We start from the raw sequence: 19,264 nt of genomic DNA, 5'->3' as shown, positions 1-19,264 counted from the left end.
CATTCGCATTTTTCTCTGAAACTCAAAGTAAAACGCCGCCAGAATGCCTGGGTCTATATCCAGCCGCTCCCATCTTTCTTAGATTTACCGGTGATTGAGCTGTGCCACCGGGCGTACTTTTGATCCACCTTAGGTAAAACGATATCCCCGGTCGCCATCTACAAAATTCCGAATTTATTATATTGAAAAACGTTTCAATACCTAATTCCTTGGCCAGGTAAACATGGCCTTGCTCCAATGAAGACAGGTTTTATTAATCGATGGAACAGCGACCAGCAAAACCAGTATCAATCCAAGGATTATTGTAAAAACCATAAAGACGGCTTTGTTTGTTAATAGCTGAGTCTGCTGGTTAACACTTTGATCCAGAAATGAATTGGCCAGCAACTGCGCCAGTGAAGCACTATATCCTTTTGACTGGAATAATTGCCTGTAACCAATCAGCTTCTCGCTGGTAAGTTGACTCTCGGGCGTCAGATAATTCAGAAAACTTGTTTTGAAGTACTTATTAAAATAAAGCTGCATGGTGTAAAAACCAGCAATAGAATTCAGCGTAGCAAGACATCGTGCGTATGCCGCCACGACCAGACCGCTGGTGCCGGTATGTACCGGCGCAGAAGACAAAACAAAAATCATCAGCGGAACAAACAGTAATCCTGACGCCGCTCCTTGTAAAAACACAGGAATGACAAGGTCTGCAAAAGAAAGGTCTGGAGTAAAAAGATTATACATCCACAGATGAAAAATCAGCATAATGCTGAACCCGGAGAGTAAAAAACTACGTGCAGAATGCCTTTTTTTGATCATAAGCTGAGCAGAAATCACAAGAAAGCATACAAGACCTGCCAGATTGACAAGTGCAAGCTGCATTAAGGCTGCCGTGCTCCATTTCAAGGTATTACCGGTATAATTGTAGATCAGGCTGATACTATCCTTCATACCATAATAAAATGCAAGCAGGACCAGTCCGGTCATGAAATTGATTGACTTAAACACATCCGGATTGATCAAAGGCCGCTTTACAGCGGACTGTCTGTACATAAATGCTAAAATGCCAGCTACCGCAGCTACGGCTGCGATTTGTATCCTGGAATCTGAAAACCAGTAATATTTCGGTCCGTAAATAATCGTGTAAGTAAGGGAAGCAGCTCCCGCAGAAAAAACAATAAAACTCCGCCAGTCAACCTGCCATAAAGGATACTTCTTCAATCCCGTCACCGGCTTTAAGATTAGCACTACGATCAGTAAACTTAGCAGCTGTAACATCATCAGATAATAATAGGTAATTTTCCAATCATAACTTGTCACAACAACCGATGCGACAAGTCCGGCAATAATCGTATTACTTAGTATCGTTCCGTAGAACACAGAGGATCCAACAGCCTGCATGTGCTCGGTTTTCAGTCGTGAAAATACCAGCGTCAGTATCGCAGCCGCAATATTACCAACCACAATCCCCTGAAAATAACGCAGGATAAGAAACAATGTAATGTCAGTACACTGGAAGCTTAGTATACTTATCATCAGACCAGCCATGATGTTAATAGCCAGATAACTTCTGGTCTGAAAGAATCTTAAAAAGCGGAACTGAACAGGAAGAATTGAAAGAATACCTACATAAGTAAGAAGCAAGGCAAAAGAAATGTCCTCCGGCTGAGCTCCAGGCAGTGATACCATATAATTCTGCGTCATTGCAAAAAGCCCGAATTGCACCAGCGCTGAAAGCAGTATCACAAACAAACCTATCCGTATGCCCCACTCCCAGCCTGAGATCCAGTCTTTAAAATACGTTGAGTTATTCATAGTTTTTTTCTTTTAACGGCAACGATCACATTCATTCCCGGGATTATTTCCGGGATATTTTTGTTGACAAACTGAATCTTGACCGGTATGCGCTGAATGATCTTCACAAAGTTTCCGGTGGAATTATCAGGTGGCAATAGCGAGGATTTAGAGCCGGTAGCACCGGCGATCGCTACGATCCTACCCTCATATTTACGGCTGCTGATCGCGTCAATGGTAATATCGACACTCTGTCCAATAGCAAGTCCTTCAACCTGAGTTTCCTTAAAATTAGCTGTTACCCACTTTTCACTTTCATCCACAATACTGACCAACGGCTGGCCAGCCTGTATCTGTTGTCCTTCTAAAATTGTTTTTTTTCCCATTTGCCCTGCATACGGTGCCACAACGACTGTATAGGATAAATCAAGTTTAGCCAGGGTAAGTCCGGCCTCCTTTCTTTTTAAGTCTGCCTGCAAAAGGGCAGTATGAGAATAAAGTTCTTCGATACGTGCCCTGCTCGTTTTAAGCGTATTTTTGGCGGCTTCGTAATCGCTGGCGGCAACATCGTGCCTTGCTTTTACCTGCTCATAATCAGAACCGGTAACCGCTTCTTCTTTGAGTAGATTCTCATAGCGTATTATATCCTGCTTTTGCTGCACAAACCGCGCATTTGCTGCATTAATTTGATCTGAATTGACAAGCGTTGCCGTCTGTGATGCTTTGATGCTGGCAGAAAGAACATCGAGCTGCGCACGCGCATCATCGACAGCGGCCTGTGCCTGCTGCAACCTTGCGATCACTTCCCGGTCATCCAGCGTGAGCAACGTATCTCCCTTTTTAACCATTTGATGTTCACTGAACCATACCTTTTGAATATATCCGCCCACGCGTGCGGATACCGGGTTTATATTCGATTCTACCTGTGCATCATTCGTCTCCTGGTAGTCTGCGCTAAAAATCAGGTATTTTGTAAAGTAGATCACTCCAGCCACAAGAACGATTATGGCGGCGATGGTAATTACGATATTTCCGGCATGTGGTCTGACCGGATTTTCTTTTGTTTTCATGGTGCTCATGATAGGGTTACAGTTTTCCGGCGGTGTAAAGCAGGTGGTAATAAATGGCCAGTGCATCGGTCTGTGCCTTGATCAGATTAAAGCGCGACTCCACAAACAGATTGTCAGCGTCAAGAAGGTCTGTTAGTAAAGAGAGCTGGTTAAAATATTTTGTGTTAACAATCCTGAGGTTCATCTGCGCCTGTTCGATCGAGCGCTTGTTGACTGCGATACGGTTTAGCGATTCCTGGTATTTGATCAGATAACTTTTAAGATCCTGCATAACATTATCAGTGATGGCCTTCTGTTGGATCCGGGCCCCCGTTATGCGGAGTTTGCCGGCGGCGACTTTATTCTTGTTTTGATACAAAGAAGATATACTATACTGAGCTCTAATTCCTAAAAAACCAATCGTATAGGCCTGATCGACCGGAGAAAAGAAAAGGTAGTTTGGATAGTTTAGCCCGTAAGCTGAATACAGACTGACGGTAAATCCCCCGGCGTCAAAGTGAAATTGCTGAGCGAAAGTGGAAAGACTAAAACCTACGCCGTCATCTTTTCAACGGGTGATGAAGTGGTCTCGGCTCTGACCGAGTTTGCTCAAAAGTATGATGTTAAGAGTACTCACTATACGGCTATAGGCGATGCTACTTCAGCCAAAATCGGTTGGTATGACAAGGACCGAAAAATGTTTAAAGTGATTCCGCTTCCTGACCCATCAGAGGTTTCTTCACTGATCGGTGATATTGCAGTGTTTAACGGCAAATCCGTAGCGCATACCCATGTGAATATTTCTACCGAAAATGGGCTAAGTCATGGAGGCCATCTCATTGAACTTTTTGTGGGACCAACGCTCGAACTGTTTGTTACCGTGGAACCGACACCCTTATTTAAAAAGCTCAATCCGGAATTTAATGCAGGGACCATTGACCCCGCTCCGGATAAATAGATTCGATTCTTTTAATCATAATATAAATAAACATGGAAATAACAGCAGCTGTCGTTAAAGAAAAAGGCAGTAGTTTTGAGCTTGCAAAAGTTAGTTTAGATAAACCTGGTTCTGAGGAAGTACTTGTAAAAATCGTTGCAACGGGAATCTGCCATACCGATATGGTGGCCCGGGACTTTGTCATGGGCGCTCCGGGCTTTCCGGTAATTTTGGGACATGAAGGGTCCGGGATCATCGAAAGTGTAGGGGAAGATGTGCATCACCTTAAAGCAGGTGACCATGTGGTATGATGCGGGATCCTGTCACCGGCAACCGGACAGTACTTAATGTTACCAACCCAGACATCACGATTTATAAACCAGAAAAAAATGCCAACATGACCGCTGTCCTGATTTGCCCGGGTGGTGCATTCCATGTTTCAAAAAAGCTGATTCTTAATTCCAAATCTGATTTTAAAAATGTTTGGAGGCTTACTCCTGTCTGGTTCTTAAACAACCTTAAAAAATAAGGAAGAGTCTCAAAACCTAATGCGTTGGCTATCTCAGTTATATTATGTCCAGAGCCCATCAATAAGTTTTTGACTTCTGAGATCAGAAAAACACGAATGAGTTCCAATGCAGTTTTTCTGGTTTCTTGTTTGAGCAGGTCACCAAGGTAGGGCAATGGTATATTGAGCTGATCGGCCATAGATCTAACGGAAGGAAGACCGTCTTCCTTGAGTCAGCTATTTCCCCAATAACTCCCCAAAAGTTGATTAAACTTAATAACTAGTTCGCAGACATATTTACCTCATCGATAAGCCGTTTATTTAGCTGAATTTTTCAGAGAAATTAGTTCCTCAAATTCAATGGGATGAAATTGAAATAAAGAATCATTGAACGATAAACTCTCACCTAAATAAACATGAAATCCCATGTAGGTACCAGCTGTACCAGCACCCAGTTTTAATTTTTCACTAGTCTTTAAAAAAGCAATAGGTGCTATGGACTTAACATTTCCCCTTGATAGATAGCTAAATTTTCCCAGTAATGTATCGCCCTTTATATTACCAATAATGGTACCGTCATCCTTTGTCTTGTCATAGTATTTAATTTGATAATCTCCGTAGAAGCCCGCTTCTGATGTCACCAACTTCAGCAATGCAGTATCCCGTTTATCCAAAGATATGGCTTTGTAGTACTTCGTGTCATATTCTGGTCCACAGCTGATCAAGACAAACAAAAGCAAAAAATATATAATTTTCATCACATTAAACATTTCAAATTTTTAAAGATTGAGAATTGATAAAACCAAATATGATAAATTAGATTGTCTATATTCATTTTTTAAGTTTAATAATTTGCTTGATTTAAGATAGCATATCCAATTTCACAATAACTTAATCTACATTAAGCGCACTTCTTAACATAGATTAAGGCTACTCCTGATGGATTTTCACCAATTTTGCAACTGCCCATACACTGTGGAGAAAAAACGATGGATTTGAAATCAGAATAAAATTATATAGCTGCCAACATATTTAATTTAACAGATCTTGAAGAGCAACAGTACATCCCATCAACACCTGATCAACTATTTTAAGGATTATTTTCCGCTTAATAATTCCGGCATACCGAACTGGTGTCACATTTTAGTGATCGGTCCGTGAAGCGTCGTCGCTTTATCTTGAAACAGGGAGACGTATGCAATCACTTTTCTTTTATAATATCAGGATGTTTTAGAATGTATGCCATTGACAAAAAACGGAAAAGAGCATAATATCCAATTTGCAGCGAAAAACGACCGCCCGGCCCGGTGGATTTTTGATCTTTCGAGCTTTTACTCCGAAAAGCCGAGCCTACTTTACATCGAAGCTTTGGAGCCTTCTCAAATCCTTCAAATCAAACATCCGGACCTTGTGGGTCTTTTTACCAATCACCACAAGTTTGACCGGAATTTCAGGATCATCATAGAACAAAAATTCATCGAAATCCAAAACCTGGTACTCGACAAAATCAGCTCCACTGCCGAAGCAAAGTATCTGTCTTTTTTAGAGCAATACCCGGAATTATCTAAGCGGGTACTCAATACGCAAATTGCATCGTATCTTGGCATTACCCCTGAATTTCTGAGCAAAATCCGTAAGGATATAACTGATCTGAAATAATTCTTAAACTATATTAAGAGTATTTCTTAAGATTGTTTATAGGTCTACGCGCACATTTAGCCAGACCTTTGTAGCACCTTACCAGTTAGTTATCTTGCTTACTTAACAAGTTACTGATCAAAGTAAGTTATATCATTTTATCAAACTATAAAAGAAAAGGGTCTATGAATCATGCAAAAGAATCCATAGAAATTTTGCCAGCTGATTTTACAAATGCATTAAATTCCGGAAACCGGGAAGATATTGCCGCATTCTATACTGAGGACGCCTTATTCATGCCCCCGGGTAACGTCTCCCTGTTTAAAAGCACACTTTCAAAAAATACTAGCCGGGAACATTTCAAAAAGGTGAATTTTCATATCGACTATAGGGTAAAAGATAACAGATCGCTTCCGCACATGAATTTATGGAAAGCAATTCAGCCAGTGGAAAGATCGTAGTACTGACTGGCAGCACCACCAAATTATAAGGAAGCAAACATGAATTTTAAGGAAGACAACTATACAGGGCAGCTGCCTGCGCTATCTGATAAGCCTATTGAAAAATTTTACCAGGAAGTGCTGGAAGGACTGGGCAGTATACCTAAAAGGCTTCAATCAAAATACTTTTATGACCAGCAAGGCGACATCCTGTTTCAGCAGATTATGGACTGTCCGCAATATTACCTGAGCCGCTGTGAATCAGAAATATTTCAAAACCAGGCGCCTAAAATGGCCCATTTCCTGCAATCTGCTTATGACTCTTTTGATCTGATCGAACTGGGTGCGGGGGATGCTACAAAATCACAATTTTTGCTTCAATCTCTGACCGAACATCAGGTTGATTTTACCTATATGCCCATCGACATATCCGGTTATATACTTTCCGTCTTGCAAGACCGTTTGGAAAGTCAGATTCCAGGTTTGGATCTTGTCCCTTTTGAGGGAGAATATTTTGAGATGCTTGCTCAGGCTACGTGTTTTTCATCCAGACCAAAGGTGGTTATGCTTCTGGGTGCAAACATAGGAAACATGGCTCCCCAGGATGCCCGGCTATTTTGTGCGAACATACGAAAAATGCTAAAACCCGACGATCTGGCAATTATAGGTTTTGACTTAAAAAAACAACCACAGGTTATTTTAGATGCTTACAATGATGAAGGCGGTATCACCAGCCGGTTTAATTTAAACTTACTTACCAGAATTAACAAGGAACTGCATGGCAACTTTAACCTAAATAATTTTGTACATTATCAGACCTATGACCCGGGAAATGGCGCATGTAAAAGTTATCTGGTAAGTCTCTGTGATCATACCGTCACAATCGCAGATCACAGCATAAAATTCAACCGGGATGAGACCATTTTTATGGAAGTCTCACAAAAATATCAGCTACCGGAAATTGATGAGCTTGCCCGGTATGTACATTTTGAGCCAATTTACCGCTGCCAGGATTTAAAAGGCTGGTTTATTGACGATTTCTGGCAAGCCATTTAAGAGCTGTCATTCTTTATTTTATTTATCGTGAACAATTTATTAACTAAGTACGAAGCGGTCAGACAATTGACCGGGGAGATCTGCCGGCCTTTGGAAAAAGAAGATTATGTTGTGCAGCCTACCCTGGATGTAAGTCCGCCTAAATGGCATTTAGGCCACACCACCTGGTTTTTCGAAACCTTTATCTTATTATCTTTCCTCCCTGAATACAAAGAATTTAATTCTCAGCATAACTTTGTTTTTAACAGCTATTATGAAACGGTCGGTGCAAGGGAGTGCTCCGAACTAACGATCTGATTTCATTCAGAAGAAATCCGGCCTCCTATGCTTGCCACAACGAAGCAATTTTCATAAGCGGTCTAAATCCGTTTGTCGGAGTCACGCAGATAAAGTAAAAGTTGTTACAACTTTCAAAATCAATTCATTTGAATCACCTGACAATAGCAGTCGATTCGATTTAAGCTAAACCAATGAAATATTTAATAACTTCCGCAGCAGTGGCAATTTTTCTTATTCCGGCATGTTTATCAGCTCAGAACGTGACTTTGGACAAAGCAAAACTGGAACCCCACCAGGTATCAATGGAATTTGTGCAACAAATGGAAAAAAAGGCCGTGAAGGTCATCAAGGATTCCACGGTCCGGTTAGTAGACGAACCTACCTTTGTGAAAATAAAAGACATCGATTTTCACGATGGTACGATTGAAGTGAAGGTTCTTAGCAAGCTTCTGAAAAATGCTCCACAGTTGGCAAGGGGTTTTATTGGCATTGCATTCAGGATCAATGAAGACAATTCCTGTTATGAGAGTATTTACATCAGGCCAACCAATGGCAGGGCAAATGACCAGGTAAGGCGAAACCATTCCATTCAGTACTACTGTGCTATCCGGATTATAAATTCGACCGTCTCAGGAAAGACGCGCCGGAAAAATATGAGTCTTACGCCGACATGGATTTAAACAAATGGATCACCATGCGCATTGAAGTGAGTGGCCAGCACGCCAAGCTCTTTCTGGACGGTGGCTCTCAGCCCGTGCTGATTATCAATGATCTATTTCGTGGCACACAGGCTTCGGGCACCATAGCGCTATGGGTAGAAGTGGGTACAGAAGGCTATTTTTCTGATTTAAAGATCACCAAAACAGATTAAAAAACAGTGACAAGGTGACTGTGCCTTTGTTTAAGCCGGTGAAAGCCCGTTATTATTGACAGGTTTTCTTAAATTTGGTTCTGCTGCACGTTTTAATGCAAAAGTTTCCGATGAAATGTACAATCTACCAGTACCCATATCTGGTCAACCGGCTCTCCCAGGTACAGATCGCATCATTGTTAGGCGTAACACCAGAGTTCTTAAGCAGATTACGAAATCTGCGCAGCAAAGCTGCAAAGCCCCAAAAAGCTTAATCTACATCATTACTATTTCTTAAAACAGGTCATTGGAGCCTCTAAGCCCACGGGTGAAATTTGTACCCGGTAATTGACCTTTAAAAGGAAATAGTTAGGAGCACAAAATCAAAAATTGCAGTTATTGATCTTAGCTCCCAGAGCCGAAGGAGATCCCTGCCGCCATTCACGAAGCAGATATTATCATCCTGGTTGTTTGGTTTGATAGCATCAAGGAGTTTTTCACCAAATATGCAGTACAACTTCAAAACAAGATCATCGTCGATCCATCCAACCCGATTGCAGCCGACACAAATGGAGGGTTCAAGAAGATCATTGGTAATCAAGAGTCCGCGGGTCAAATCCTGGCCGCCGTTTTGCCGGAAGGTGCCAAACTCGTAAAGGCGCTTGGATCAATGGGTGCAGACTCACTCGCCAAAGCCGCGTTGGGGCAACCACAAAAAGCGGTTCTGTTCTATGCCACCGATGATGCAAGCATCAATATGAAATTGAGGACCTGATCAGGCACAGTGGTTTTGATCCTTTTAAGCATTGGTAATATAAATCAATCCATTCGCATAGAAGTGTTCGGCGACCTGCATGAATTTGGCACGCTGAGCAAAACTATCACGCTGGCCGAGGCAACAAAATTCATTGCCTGATTAGCATCGCTCATTAATTGTTGAGGTAAAAGCTTAATTGACGGAAAAATAAATAAACAGATAACTACTGAAACTAAGCCGATGTATTGCCACGTCCACACAAGAAAACACTACACTGACGACGCCAGGCGATTAGTATTAGATAAAGGTGGTCCATCTTGTGGAACTTCGTATCCAACCACAAATAGAGAATTGAACAAAATGCAATGTCTTATATAAACCATCTTATAAGATAAGTGCAGTAAGGATAGATACCGTAAAACGATACAATAATTGGAGGTGAATTGATACGCTGCATCCTTTCGTTATTATGGTCAATTTCAATAAAATCCCCAGGTTGCTGCATTTCAGAAGCTGTATGGGGATCTATGCTGTGTTTCTAAAAATATAAAGTGTGGTGATATGGTAATGGTTTCCAGCCGTACGACTACGAAGACGGAACACTCGTTTTTCATCAAATTCCAGCTAATGTGAATTTCAATTCATACCATAGTCTCTAAAATAGTTACTTATTTCTGGGATTAGAGTATGAATAAGCTAAAGAACTTTCAAAGTTGAAGATTCAAATCTTGTCCTTTAGGAAATACCTTTAAAAAGGGCGATGGACTTCCGGACTTCCTCTTGCCGGCATTTAATTTAAAGAATCTGATTTTTCAATGACATTACATCCTTCGCCGGGATTTCCTGTACTAGGTCCTTCACACATGGTATGGGCAAAATTCATCCTGGCATACTCGGACGGACTTACACCGAATTGCTTCTTAAAACAGGTCCTGAAATACTGCAAATCATTAAATCCGACATCGTATGTTATTTCCGACACGGTCAATTGATTTTGTTTTAACAACTGCGCCGCTCTTTTTAACCGGATCGTGCGTACAAATTCAACTGCTGTCTGACCTGTCAGTGCCTTGATTTTTTTATACAAAGGCATTCTGCTCATCCCAACGTCTTTTCCCAGATCCTCTACCCGAAATTCCGGATCAGAAATATTTGCCTCAATACTTTCAAGTACTTTTTTTATAAAAATTTCATCCAACGGCGTAATTGTTATTTCCTTTGGTTCAAGGATCAATTTATTGCTGCGGGTAAATCTCTCAATAAGCATTTCTCTGGACTTTATCAGATTCCTCACCCTTACTTCCAGCTCATTCGAATCAAAAGGTTTGGAAACATAATCATCCGCTCCGGTTTCCAAGCCTTCAATTTTGTTGACCGAGTCAGCCTGGGCTGTCAATAAGATGATCGGTATATGAGAAGTCTGTACATTGTCCTTTAAATTTTTGCACATTTCAAACCCGTTCATTACAGGCATCAAAACATCTGAAATTATTAAATCGGGCATTTTATCCATTCCGGCTTTCAAACCTTCCGCACCATTTACTGCTTCTAGTATATAATAGTTTCTCTCCAGTCGTTCCTTCAGATATTTACGCATGTCATCGTTGTCTTCTACCAATAAAACGACCGGAAGCTCCGTATCTGGCAACAAAATATTGTGCGGCAACAAGACCTCATCCAATGTTTGCTCCGAATCCTGTACGAAACGTTCACGATATACCTGCCTGGGGCTTTCTTCATTAATATCCGTTGCGTTAAAATGCTCTTTACCAAGTGGTAAAATCACCCTGAAAGTTGTCCCGACTCCAACCTGGCTCTCAACTTCCATTTTGCCATTATGCAATTCTGCCAGCTCTTTGGCTAACGATAAACCAATGCCCGTCCCTTCTTGGTCACCGGGATAAACACGGTGCGCTACCTGATAAAAATGGTTGAAGATATGGCTCAAATATTCTGGCGCTATTCCCACTCCGCTATCCGAAACACAGATCTCTACAAATTCCTGAGCTTCAGAAATGTTCATCGCATCATTCTCAGTAAGTCTTACAGTTTTTACAGCTAATTTGATTTCCCCGGAGTCAGTGAATTTAAACGCATTGGAAAGCAAATTGGTAACTATTTTTTCAAGCTTGTCCGGATCAGCATAAAGCTCAACAGGCGCGTCATGATTCACGAAACAATACTTGATCTGCTTTCTTTTGGCATAGGAATCGAAAGATAAAAAGATGGGTTTAAGGAAATTATTGAGATTTAAGCGGGAAGCGTCGAGTTGCATATTGCCCGAATCCAGTTTTGATAGATCAAGCAACTGATTGATCAACTTCAATAACCTTTCAGCATTGCGAATCATAATCTGGTATTGCGTCTTAAAATCACCTCCAAAATTATTGCTGTACATGTCTTTAAGAGGACTTAAAATCAGGGTAAGCGGTGTGCGGAACTCGTGAGAAATGTTGGCAAAAAAATTAGATTTCAGCCTCTCCATTTCCTGCATTTTAGTCAGTTCCAGATGTTCAATTTTCAAGTCATTTTCCAGACGCAGCTGCCTGATCAATATCTGCCGGTACCACCACAGCAATCCTATAAAAGCCAGTCCATACAGCATGTATGCCCACCAGGTTCTCCACCACGGAGGCAGCACAATGATATTAATACTGGCTTCCTGTTTATTATACAACCCATCATTGCCAATACTTTTTACCCGGAATCTATAATGGCCGGCGGGGACCTTGGCATAACTTGCATTTCTTATGGTGCCAACCGATTGCCAGTTTTCATCATAGCCTTCCAGTAAATAGCTGTATCTGCTTTTGAATGCGGTCGAATAATTTAAAGCCGCAAAACCCAGGCTGAAATCGTTGTTGTCATAGGATAGAATAATTTCTTTTGTCTCACTGATATGCTTTCGCAGCGGTGATTTCTTTTGATCCGGCTTGATCAGCACATTCCGGATTCTAAATTCAGTTAAATATAGCGGGGATATAAATGACTTATCCTTAATATTCTCAGGAAAAAATGAATTAAATCCATTTACACCGCCAAAAAACAATTCTCCCGTTTTGCTTTTCAGGAAAGAGCCTTTGATAAATTCCTGCGATTGTAAACCGTCGGCGGTTGTGTAATTCTTGATTTTTCCGCTCACCGGATCAAGCTTGCTGATTCCATGATTTGTGCTCAGCCACAGAAAACCATTTTTATCTTCAACCACAGCATTCACTACATTATCAGGCAATCCATTCTCCTTGCTGTAAACCCTGAATGTCTGATTCTGATGATTGATCTTGTTTAGGCCTTTACCCGTTCCAATCCAGAGATTGTGGCTCCCATCTTCCGTAATGGAGTTGATTACGTTACTGCTCAACCGGTCCGGACTGTTACTTTCGTACTTGTAATGCGTAAAGGAAACCCTATCTTTCCCTTTCCAATGCAATAAATCCAGACCTCCCCCATTGGTACCAATCCACAAATTCCTATTACTGTCCTCAAATATTTTAATAATCTGGTTACTGCTTAGGCTGTTAGAATTATCGGGATTATAATTATAATGCAGAAACGAGTCGGTCTCAGGATTGAACAGATTTAGCCCGCCGTAAAAAACACCTACCCAAAAATTACCATAACTATCTTCACACATCGTGAAAATATTATTTCCGTTTATGCTCGCCGGATCCGTACGATTATGAATGTAATGTTGAAAGCCTTTCGTCTTTTTGTCAAACCGGTTGAGACCTCCCCCCCATGTCCCAACCCACAAATTGCCCTTGCTGTCAATTAATAATGAAAGCACGGCGTTACTTCCCAAACTATTACTTTGCTGTGGGTCGTGAATATAGCTGGTATATTTATTCGACTTTCTGTCAAAATAACTTAGCCCACCGCCATCAGTCCCGATCCAGAAATTACCCCGATCATCCTCCAGAAAACAAGTAACATCTTTATTGCTTAAAGTATAATTGCCTGATGGAGCGATGTTATACTGATTAAACTTTTGCTGGTGCCGATCCCATTTATCCAGCCCCCGGTTACGCGCTCCAACCCACATTGTTCCCATCCTATCTCTAAAAATAGACCAAAGCGAATTGCTGCTGATGCTGTACTGATCGAGTGGATCAGGATAGATATTGAAGAAAACATTTTTCTTTTTATCGTAAATCGAGAGCCCGCTTATCTGGGTTCCAATCCATAATCTTCCAAACAAATCTTCGGAAATACTAAGTATGGAGCTGTTGCCCGGACTGTTGGGGTCATATTTAGTATGCTGATAACGGACAAATTCAGCGCCACCGGGCTTTTGTACCAAAAAATTCAGTCCATTTTGTGTACCCAGCCAGATACCTCCCTTTGAATCCTTATAGTAAGTACTGATCACATTATTGCTTATCGTTTTGGTATCCGTCGCATTGTGACGGTGATGTACAAACCTTTGGTTCTTCTGGTCAAAAAACTCCAGGCCGCCCCCTTTGGTCCCAACCCAAAGATTAAATTTACTATCTTCAAAAATGACGCCGATGTTATTGTCACTAAGACTCCACGGTCTGGCCTGATCATATCTGTAACAGACAAAACTTTGATTTTCAGACACAAAATAATTCAGTCCGTTCTCAGTGCCAATCCACAACCTATGGTTTCTATCTTCGTAGATACAATTCACATTGTTATGACTTAGCGTGGATGAGTTATTCTTATCGTGTATAAAATGAGAGAATGTTTCCTTATCCTTATTGAATAAATTCAGCCCCCCCTCCAAAGTTCCGACCCATAAATTTCCCTTAGAATCCTCAAACAAAGAAGTCACATAGTTATGGCTAAGCGACGTGCTGTCCTTAACCACATTCTCAAAAGTGGTAAATTCAACCCCATCAAATCTATTCAGGCCATTTCTGGTACCAAACCACATAAATCCTTTTTTATCCTGCAAAATGCAGGTCACTGTACTTTGTGAAAGTCCTGCGGAAATGTGCTCAAATCGAATGTTATCTATTCCATGGGTTGCCTGAGGCCAGCAGATCACCATTGGACAAACGCTAAGAAGTGTTCCAATTATCAAAACAGTTAGTCTGTAAAATAAGCCCATATTAATTTGTTTGTTAAAGCGTTGATCCTGGCAGTATTTTCTGATTCAGGTCTGCTCCTGGAAGTCTTCAATAGCTTGAAAAATGAAAACCAATTACTAACTTATTATGAAGTGAGCTACCAGGTGTGCCATGTAAAAAATCGAGTTCCCGGATCATTGGACTGAGCCTGCTAACTAGAAAATTTCTATTTTTAGTGACAATATTCCTGTAAAATACAAATTTTTTGCATCAGCATGAACATCAAATAGAATTTCATCTGGTCTTTTGTGACCATTTTGTGCAAAATAATCTTTCAAAATTATCTTTTATCATCCTGAACTGGAATGACATTTTGCATAAAATGCAACGGTATTTTTGCAAATTCTTCAATTAAGTGAGCTCGGTGCTTATCGCTTAAAATGACATTGCATTTATTGATTTATCCCATCGCCTTTTCACACCAGGTCCTTGTTATTTTGAGATAGAAGATCTGGCTTACATAGCAGTCTTTTCATACCCGGACAATGTGCTTTCGGGCACTTTGCCAGTATAATATCAACCCCATATCAATACTATTATGAACTTATCCCGTCAAAATCAATGGTATCTTCTTGTTTTGCTCCTGATGATTCGATCAGCAAATTGTGCGGCACAGATCCTCGAACCAGCCCGGTGGACTTATGCGGTTTCAAAAGATCAGGTAAAAGCCAATGATCAGCTGGAATTGATTTTTAATGTCAGAATTGATAAAAACTGGTATTTGTATTCCTCCGATTTTGATGCTGACCTGGGCCCGATGGTTACAACATTTAATTTTAAACCTAATATGACCTATAAATTGATTGGCAAGATAAAGCCCATCCATCCAAAGAAGAAAAACAGTGAGGTGTGGGCAGGAATATATACCTATTTCGTAAATACCGCCCAGTTTGTTCAGACCGTTAAAATTCTTGATAAAAATTATGCAATTAATGGTAACGTCGAGTATCAGGTTTGTACTGAAATTGATGGAAAATGTATTCCATTTGATCAGGAATTCAGCTTTTCAAATCAGGAAGACATTCAAAATTCTGCGGTTCGCTCACCAGATAAAACAATCGGTTCATCGCATGAAATAGCCCTTGACAAATCAAATGCCTACTTAAAAGACAGCACTTCAAAAGAGAAGTTATCTGACATAAAAATCCTCAGAGAAGAAAAACAGAATTTAAAACCCAAACCCGTTCCATTAACTGCCACCGGAACCAAGTCCTATTCTCTTTTATCATTTATGCTCCTGGCCTTTTTGGCAGGAATGGCGGCTTTAATCACTCCATGCGTATTTCCTATGATTCCTATGACGGTAACATTTTTCACATCCAACAGTAAGGATCGCAAAAGCTCTATCATTAAAGCATTCATTTTCGGTTTTTCTATCATTGCGATCTATACGTTGGTCGGAACAATTGTTTCCCGAATTAACGGTCCTGAATTTGCTAATTGGCTGAGTACGCACTGGCTTCCAAACCTTTTATTTTTTGGCATATTTATCTTTTTTGGGCTGTCGTTTCTCGGGCTCTTTGAAATTATCCTTCCTTCTTCTATTGTCAATAAAATGGATAAGGAAGCCGATAAAGGTGGTTATTACGGCATTATTTTCATGGCTTTTACCATTGTTCTGGTTTCATTTTCCTGTACAGGTCCAATCGTGGGAAGCATACTTGTGGAATCGGCCGGCGGAGCAATCGTAAAACCCATTGCTGGCATGTTTTCTTTTTCAATGGCATTTGCAATACCATTTACTTTGTTTGCTATTTTCCCTAACTGGATGAAAAGCCTGCCAAAATCAGGCGGTTGGTTAAATTCAGTAAAAGTAGTTTTGGGTTTTCTTGAACTCGCTTTGGCACTCAAATTTTTAAGCACCGCCGATCAGGTTTATCATTGGCAGATCCTTGACCGGGAGGTTTTCCTGGCCATCTGGATTGCGGTTTTTTCCGGAATGGCTTTGTATCTTCTGGGCAAAATAAGGTTACCTCATGACAGTGAGATCAAGGCAATTGGTGTACCGCGGCTGGTTTTGGGACTGTTGACCATTTCTTTTGTAATCTATCTTATTCCCGGACTCTTAGGAGCGCCATTAAAGTCACTGTCCGGATTCCTCCCCCCTATGAACACGCAGGATTTTAATCTAACCAGCAAGACTGCAGAAAGTTCAGCCAATGTCGTTTCCACGCTTTGCGAAATGCCTGACAATCCTGCCTCGCTCAGTTTCCCCCATGGAATACAGGGATATTTCGAGTTGAAACAAGCCATTGCCTGCGCAAAAAAACAGAACAAACCTGTCCTGATCGATTTCACCGGTCACGGATGTGTAAACTGCCGTAAAATGGAAGAACGGGTATGGATAGAACCGCAGGTGCTGAGTAAGTTAAAAAGCGAATTTGTCATTGCCGGATTATATATCGATGAAAAAACTGAATTACCGGAATCAAAATGGTATACTTCAAAATATGATAACAAAATAAAAAAGACCATTGGCAGCCAGAATGTTGATATGCAGATTATCAGGTTTCAGAACAATGCCCAACCTTATTACGTAATTCTTGACCCAAACACGGAGGACATTCTGGTTCAGCCAATTTCATATGAAACAAACCTCAGTAACTTCATAGGTTTCCTTGACACTGGTATTGCCAAATTCAAAGCTAAAACCACAGCCACATTGGGCGAAAGGTAAAACCTCGTTTAACCAAACTTAACTATATGAAAACAAGACGCGAATTTTTAGAAATTTCCAGTGGAATTGTACTCGGAGGTCTGTTTTACCCCAACCTGATACAGGCTGCCAAAGTAAAAAATATAGGTATAAACCTTTATTCTGTTCGTGAAGCAATGCTGCTGAATGCAACCGGCACTTTGGAAAAACTGGCAAAAATTGGTTACAAAGAAATTGAGTCTGTTAAAAGTGTGAAAGGAAATTATTATGGTCTTAAGCCAAAGGAAATAAAAAAAATTATGGAGGATCTGGGACTTAACTTACGAAGCGGCCATGTAGCTGTAAACGCAGATTGGCAAAAAAGTATCGACGCTGCCGCGGAAGCAGGACAAAAATATCTGATTTCACCCGGATTACCCTCCGCAGGCCAGACGGTGGATAATTACAAACGGGTTTCCGAGACTTTTAACTTAGCAGCAGAAGTATGTAAAAAATCAAACATTATTTTCGGTTATCATAACGGAGGCTCAGATTTTACGCAGGAAAACGGACAGGTATTATATGACGTACTTCTAGATAATTCTGATCCTGATTTAGTCAAAATGGAACTGGATCTGGGTTGGGCGATTGTCGGCGGAGCTGATCCGGTGAAATATTTTGACAAGTACCCGGGCCGATTCACACTCTGGCATATTAAAGATATTAAGATAGATAAAGCCGAAAGTACTGAATTTGGCAAAGGACGTATAGACATTACCGGATTACTGAAAAATCAGAAAAAATCTGCTATGAAATTTCTTTTTATCGAACAGGAGAATTGGGATCATTCGGCATTGGAAATGCCTGGCTTATAACTACAATTATTTGGCAAACCTGGATTATTAATTTAACGTCAGCGCTGGTTAGGAAAAAAGATATAATGTCACTACCTGGCAGATCACAAACAGCTACAATGTAATCCCCATCCATTCCCCAGCTTTTCGGACAAGAAAAACACATTTTTAAAAGCAATAATCCAAAGGGGATAAAGTAATTGGAGAAACTTTCATAAAAAATTTAAGTCAAACCTGCAAAGTGTTATATGGTTTGAACAAAGGTCCTATCCCAAAATCGCGTTAAACAAACAATAATAACTTGTCTGAAAGGATTATTTAATTACAGATTTTGAGATTCACAAAAAAGCAATTGCCGGTATAAGGATCAGATAAATCCTAGTTCCGGCAACTGCTTTGCATTAAAAATCTTCGAAGACAAAACTACTTCACCGCAGCAGCAGGTTTAGGGGCCGGGGGAGCAGGATTCGTGGCAGCGATATCAACTCTGTAGGAAACGGTAGTAGCGGTGGGAAAATTGGCAGGCACTTTTTGCGTAACCTTCCCTGTTGCAACCCATTCGGTTCCCCGTTGGAGTAAAACTCCGTAATCTACCGAACTCATCGCTAACGGATCATGACCGGTGGCATGGTGAAAAACCCGTCCTTTTCCATAATTAAGAACCATTACCTGTGGCTCATCGTAACCAGTCCCTTTGTTGTCTTTTTTAGAAGGCGCCGTTACCAGCACAGTCATATTTTCACCGGGCCCACGTAATTGTGCATACAATTCATCATTCTGATGCATCCATATTGGTGGAAGTCCTTTTGTAATCGGGTGATTTGCATTGACGACTTTCATCTCAAATGGGAGCTTGTTGCCATGGCTTCCGGCGCTTCCCGGTTTTTTATCTTCCACCAGTTCCCCATCCAGATAATACCAGTAAGGGCCGTTTTTTTCACTCCGGTTTCGCCAGCCGCCCATACCGATCATTTTGTTATATTCTGCCCATTCCGGAAATGAATTATTGGCCGCATGGATAATCACCAGCCCACCACCATTGGACATATATTGCTCAAACGATTTTTTCAAAGCTTCCGGCCAGCGTTCTGTCGGCACATCATAATTTAACACGATCGCCTGATAATCCGTAAACTTTGGCATAAAACTGCTAAAATCACCATCCTTACCGGGAGCCGAAACGACTTCCACCTGAAACTTTTTTGACTCTTCCAGAAGTTTTTTGAGAATCGGTGTCCCCAAATCCCAGCGATGGTATGGATTTGTCTCTCCATCCAGAATCATCACCCGGATCGGATTTTGTGCATTAACAGACAGAACGGAAAAAAGAATTACCGCACATAAAGCTAAAATGGATCTTTTCATAATGTTTAATTCTAAAAGGTA

Annotated in this window: 17 protein-coding genes; 10 read left to right on the top strand and 7 right to left on the bottom strand. The window is 40.9% G+C overall.

Annotated elements, in window-relative coordinates; genetic code table 11:
- Positions 1-201: 201 nt before the first annotated feature.
- Genes FDK13_RS11090 through FDK13_RS36915 form a run of 3 tightly spaced genes read right to left on the bottom strand, consistent with a single transcriptional unit; the run spans position 202 to position 3,123 of the window.
- Positions 202-1,803, bottom strand: coding sequence for an MFS transporter (locus FDK13_RS11090; RefSeq protein WP_137340043.1), 1,602 nt, complete (start codon positions 1,801-1,803; stop codon positions 202-204).
- Entirely contained in the window at positions 1,800-2,852 is a 1,053-nt protein-coding gene (locus tag FDK13_RS11085; protein ID WP_137340042.1) for an HlyD family secretion protein, read from the bottom strand. The genes FDK13_RS11090 and FDK13_RS11085 overlap by 4 nt, the downstream gene beginning before the upstream one ends.
- Before the next feature lie 16 nt (positions 2,853-2,868).
- Positions 2,869-3,123 (bottom strand): hypothetical protein, encoded by a 255-nt coding sequence (locus tag FDK13_RS36915; protein WP_510185852.1) that lies wholly within the window; start codon positions 3,121-3,123, stop codon positions 2,869-2,871.
- Positions 3,124-3,348: 225 nt separating this feature from the next.
- Between FDK13_RS36915 and FDK13_RS11075 the strand changes: the two genes are divergently transcribed.
- Positions 3,349-3,789, top strand: coding sequence for a PPC domain-containing DNA-binding protein (locus tag FDK13_RS11075; protein WP_170982780.1), 441 nt, complete (start codon positions 3,349-3,351; stop codon positions 3,787-3,789).
- Between the two features lie 32 nt (positions 3,790-3,821).
- A complete protein-coding gene (locus FDK13_RS11070) occupies positions 3,822-4,079 on the top strand; it encodes an alcohol dehydrogenase catalytic domain-containing protein (protein WP_137340039.1) in 258 nt (85 codons plus the stop codon).
- 61 nt (positions 4,080-4,140) lie between these two features.
- Here FDK13_RS11070 and FDK13_RS11065 read toward each other — a convergent pair whose 3' ends face one another.
- Together FDK13_RS11065 and FDK13_RS11060 are read right to left on the bottom strand one after the other, a co-directional pair.
- Positions 4,141-4,476 carry a helix-turn-helix domain-containing protein gene (locus FDK13_RS11065; protein ID WP_137340038.1) on the bottom strand — a complete coding sequence of 112 codons (336 nt, stop codon included), beginning with the start codon at positions 4,474-4,476 and terminating at the stop codon, positions 4,141-4,143.
- Positions 4,477-4,593: 117 nt separating this feature from the next.
- A complete protein-coding gene (locus tag FDK13_RS11060) occupies positions 4,594-5,034 on the bottom strand; it encodes a hypothetical protein (RefSeq protein ID WP_137340037.1) in 441 nt (146 codons plus the stop codon).
- Positions 5,035-5,515: 481 nt separating this feature from the next.
- On the opposite strand from FDK13_RS11060, the gene FDK13_RS11055 reads away from it, so the two are divergent.
- The 6 genes from FDK13_RS11055 to FDK13_RS35815 all read left to right on the top strand — a co-directional run bounded on the left by FDK13_RS11055 (position 5,516) and on the right by FDK13_RS35815 (position 8,560).
- Entirely contained in the window at positions 5,516-5,935 is a 420-nt protein-coding gene (locus tag FDK13_RS11055; protein ID WP_220417351.1) for a Crp/Fnr family transcriptional regulator, read from the top strand.
- A 164-nt stretch (positions 5,936-6,099) separates the two neighbouring features.
- Complete coding sequence (locus FDK13_RS11050) at positions 6,100-6,375, top strand: Cif family virulence factor (protein ID WP_137340036.1); 276 nt, start codon at positions 6,100-6,102, stop codon at positions 6,373-6,375.
- Positions 6,376-6,414: 39 nt separating this feature from the next.
- Complete coding sequence (locus FDK13_RS11045; RefSeq protein WP_137340035.1) at positions 6,415-7,410, top strand: L-histidine N(alpha)-methyltransferase; 996 nt, start codon at positions 6,415-6,417, stop codon at positions 7,408-7,410.
- A 27-nt stretch (positions 7,411-7,437) separates the two neighbouring features.
- The gene (locus tag FDK13_RS11040) at positions 7,438-7,707 is read left to right on the top strand and encodes a DinB family protein (protein WP_229216005.1); all 270 of its coding nucleotides are present in this window, start codon (positions 7,438-7,440) and stop codon (positions 7,705-7,707) included.
- A gap of 173 nt (positions 7,708-7,880) precedes the next feature.
- Positions 7,881-8,369: a hypothetical protein gene (locus FDK13_RS11035; RefSeq protein WP_220417350.1), complete on the top strand. Its 489-nt coding sequence runs from the start codon at positions 7,881-7,883 to the stop codon at positions 8,367-8,369.
- Between the two features lie 14 nt (positions 8,370-8,383).
- Positions 8,384-8,560, top strand: coding sequence for a hypothetical protein (locus tag FDK13_RS35815; RefSeq protein ID WP_220417349.1), 177 nt, complete (start codon positions 8,384-8,386; stop codon positions 8,558-8,560).
- A gap of 1,526 nt (positions 8,561-10,086) precedes the next feature.
- On the opposite strand, the gene FDK13_RS11025 is transcribed toward FDK13_RS35815, so the two are convergent.
- The gene (locus FDK13_RS11025) at positions 10,087-14,370 is read right to left on the bottom strand and encodes a two-component regulator propeller domain-containing protein (protein WP_137340033.1); all 4,284 of its coding nucleotides are present in this window, start codon (positions 14,368-14,370) and stop codon (positions 10,087-10,089) included.
- A gap of 557 nt (positions 14,371-14,927) precedes the next feature.
- Between FDK13_RS11025 and FDK13_RS11020 the strand changes: the two genes are divergently transcribed.
- Positions 14,928-17,066 carry a protein-disulfide reductase DsbD family protein gene (locus tag FDK13_RS11020; protein ID WP_137340032.1) on the top strand — a complete coding sequence of 713 codons (2,139 nt, stop codon included), beginning with the start codon at positions 14,928-14,930 and terminating at the stop codon, positions 17,064-17,066.
- Positions 17,067-17,092: 26 nt separating this feature from the next.
- Positions 17,093-17,899, top strand: coding sequence for a sugar phosphate isomerase/epimerase family protein (locus FDK13_RS11015; RefSeq protein ID WP_220417348.1), 807 nt, complete (start codon positions 17,093-17,095; stop codon positions 17,897-17,899).
- A 402-nt stretch (positions 17,900-18,301) separates the two neighbouring features.
- On the opposite strand, the gene FDK13_RS11010 is transcribed toward FDK13_RS11015, so the two are convergent.
- Positions 18,302-19,243, bottom strand: coding sequence for a ThuA domain-containing protein (locus FDK13_RS11010; protein WP_137340031.1), 942 nt, complete (start codon positions 19,241-19,243; stop codon positions 18,302-18,304).
- Positions 19,244-19,264: the final 21 nt, after the last annotated feature.

This window comes from Dyadobacter frigoris, assembly GCF_005280585.1.
Lineage (GTDB): Bacteria > Bacteroidota > Bacteroidia > Cytophagales > Spirosomataceae > Dyadobacter > Dyadobacter frigoris.
Note: the sequence above shows the minus strand (reverse complement) of the source record. Positions and strands in the feature narration are given on the sequence as shown.

What these genes read in the sequence shown, in the direction of transcription:
- FDK13_RS11090 (WP_137340043.1), bottom strand. Translation starts at nt 1,803, where the DNA reads ATGAATAACTCAACGTATTTTAAAGACTGGATCTCAGGCTGGGAGTGG.
- FDK13_RS11085 (WP_137340042.1), bottom strand. Translation starts at nt 2,852, where the DNA reads ATGAAAACAAAAGAAAATCCGGTCAGACCACATGCCGGAAATATCGTA.
- FDK13_RS36915 (WP_510185852.1), bottom strand. Translation starts at nt 3,123, where the DNA reads ATGCAGGATCTTAAAAGTTATCTGATCAAATACCAGGAATCGCTAAAC.
- FDK13_RS11070 (WP_137340039.1), top strand. Translation starts at nt 3,822, where the DNA reads ATGGAAATAACAGCAGCTGTCGTTAAAGAAAAAGGCAGTAGTTTTGAG.
- FDK13_RS11065 (WP_137340038.1), bottom strand. Translation starts at nt 4,476, where the DNA reads ATGGCCGATCAGCTCAATATACCATTGCCCTACCTTGGTGACCTGCTC.
- FDK13_RS11060 (WP_137340037.1), bottom strand. Translation starts at nt 5,034, where the DNA reads ATGAAAATTATATATTTTTTGCTTTTGTTTGTCTTGATCAGCTGTGGA.
- FDK13_RS11055 (WP_220417351.1), top strand. Translation starts at nt 5,516, where the DNA reads ATGCCATTGACAAAAAACGGAAAAGAGCATAATATCCAATTTGCAGCG.
- FDK13_RS11050 (WP_137340036.1), top strand. Translation starts at nt 6,100, where the DNA reads ATGAATCATGCAAAAGAATCCATAGAAATTTTGCCAGCTGATTTTACA.
- FDK13_RS11045 (WP_137340035.1), top strand. Translation starts at nt 6,415, where the DNA reads ATGAATTTTAAGGAAGACAACTATACAGGGCAGCTGCCTGCGCTATCT.
- FDK13_RS11035 (WP_220417350.1), top strand. Translation starts at nt 7,881, where the DNA reads ATGAAATATTTAATAACTTCCGCAGCAGTGGCAATTTTTCTTATTCCG.
- FDK13_RS35815 (WP_220417349.1), top strand. Translation starts at nt 8,384, where the DNA reads ATGCGCATTGAAGTGAGTGGCCAGCACGCCAAGCTCTTTCTGGACGGT.
- FDK13_RS11025 (WP_137340033.1), bottom strand. Translation starts at nt 14,370, where the DNA reads ATGGGCTTATTTTACAGACTAACTGTTTTGATAATTGGAACACTTCTT.
- FDK13_RS11020 (WP_137340032.1), top strand. Translation starts at nt 14,928, where the DNA reads ATGAACTTATCCCGTCAAAATCAATGGTATCTTCTTGTTTTGCTCCTG.
- FDK13_RS11015 (WP_220417348.1), top strand. Translation starts at nt 17,093, where the DNA reads ATGAAAACAAGACGCGAATTTTTAGAAATTTCCAGTGGAATTGTACTC.
- FDK13_RS11010 (WP_137340031.1), bottom strand. Translation starts at nt 19,243, where the DNA reads ATGAAAAGATCCATTTTAGCTTTATGTGCGGTAATTCTTTTTTCCGTT.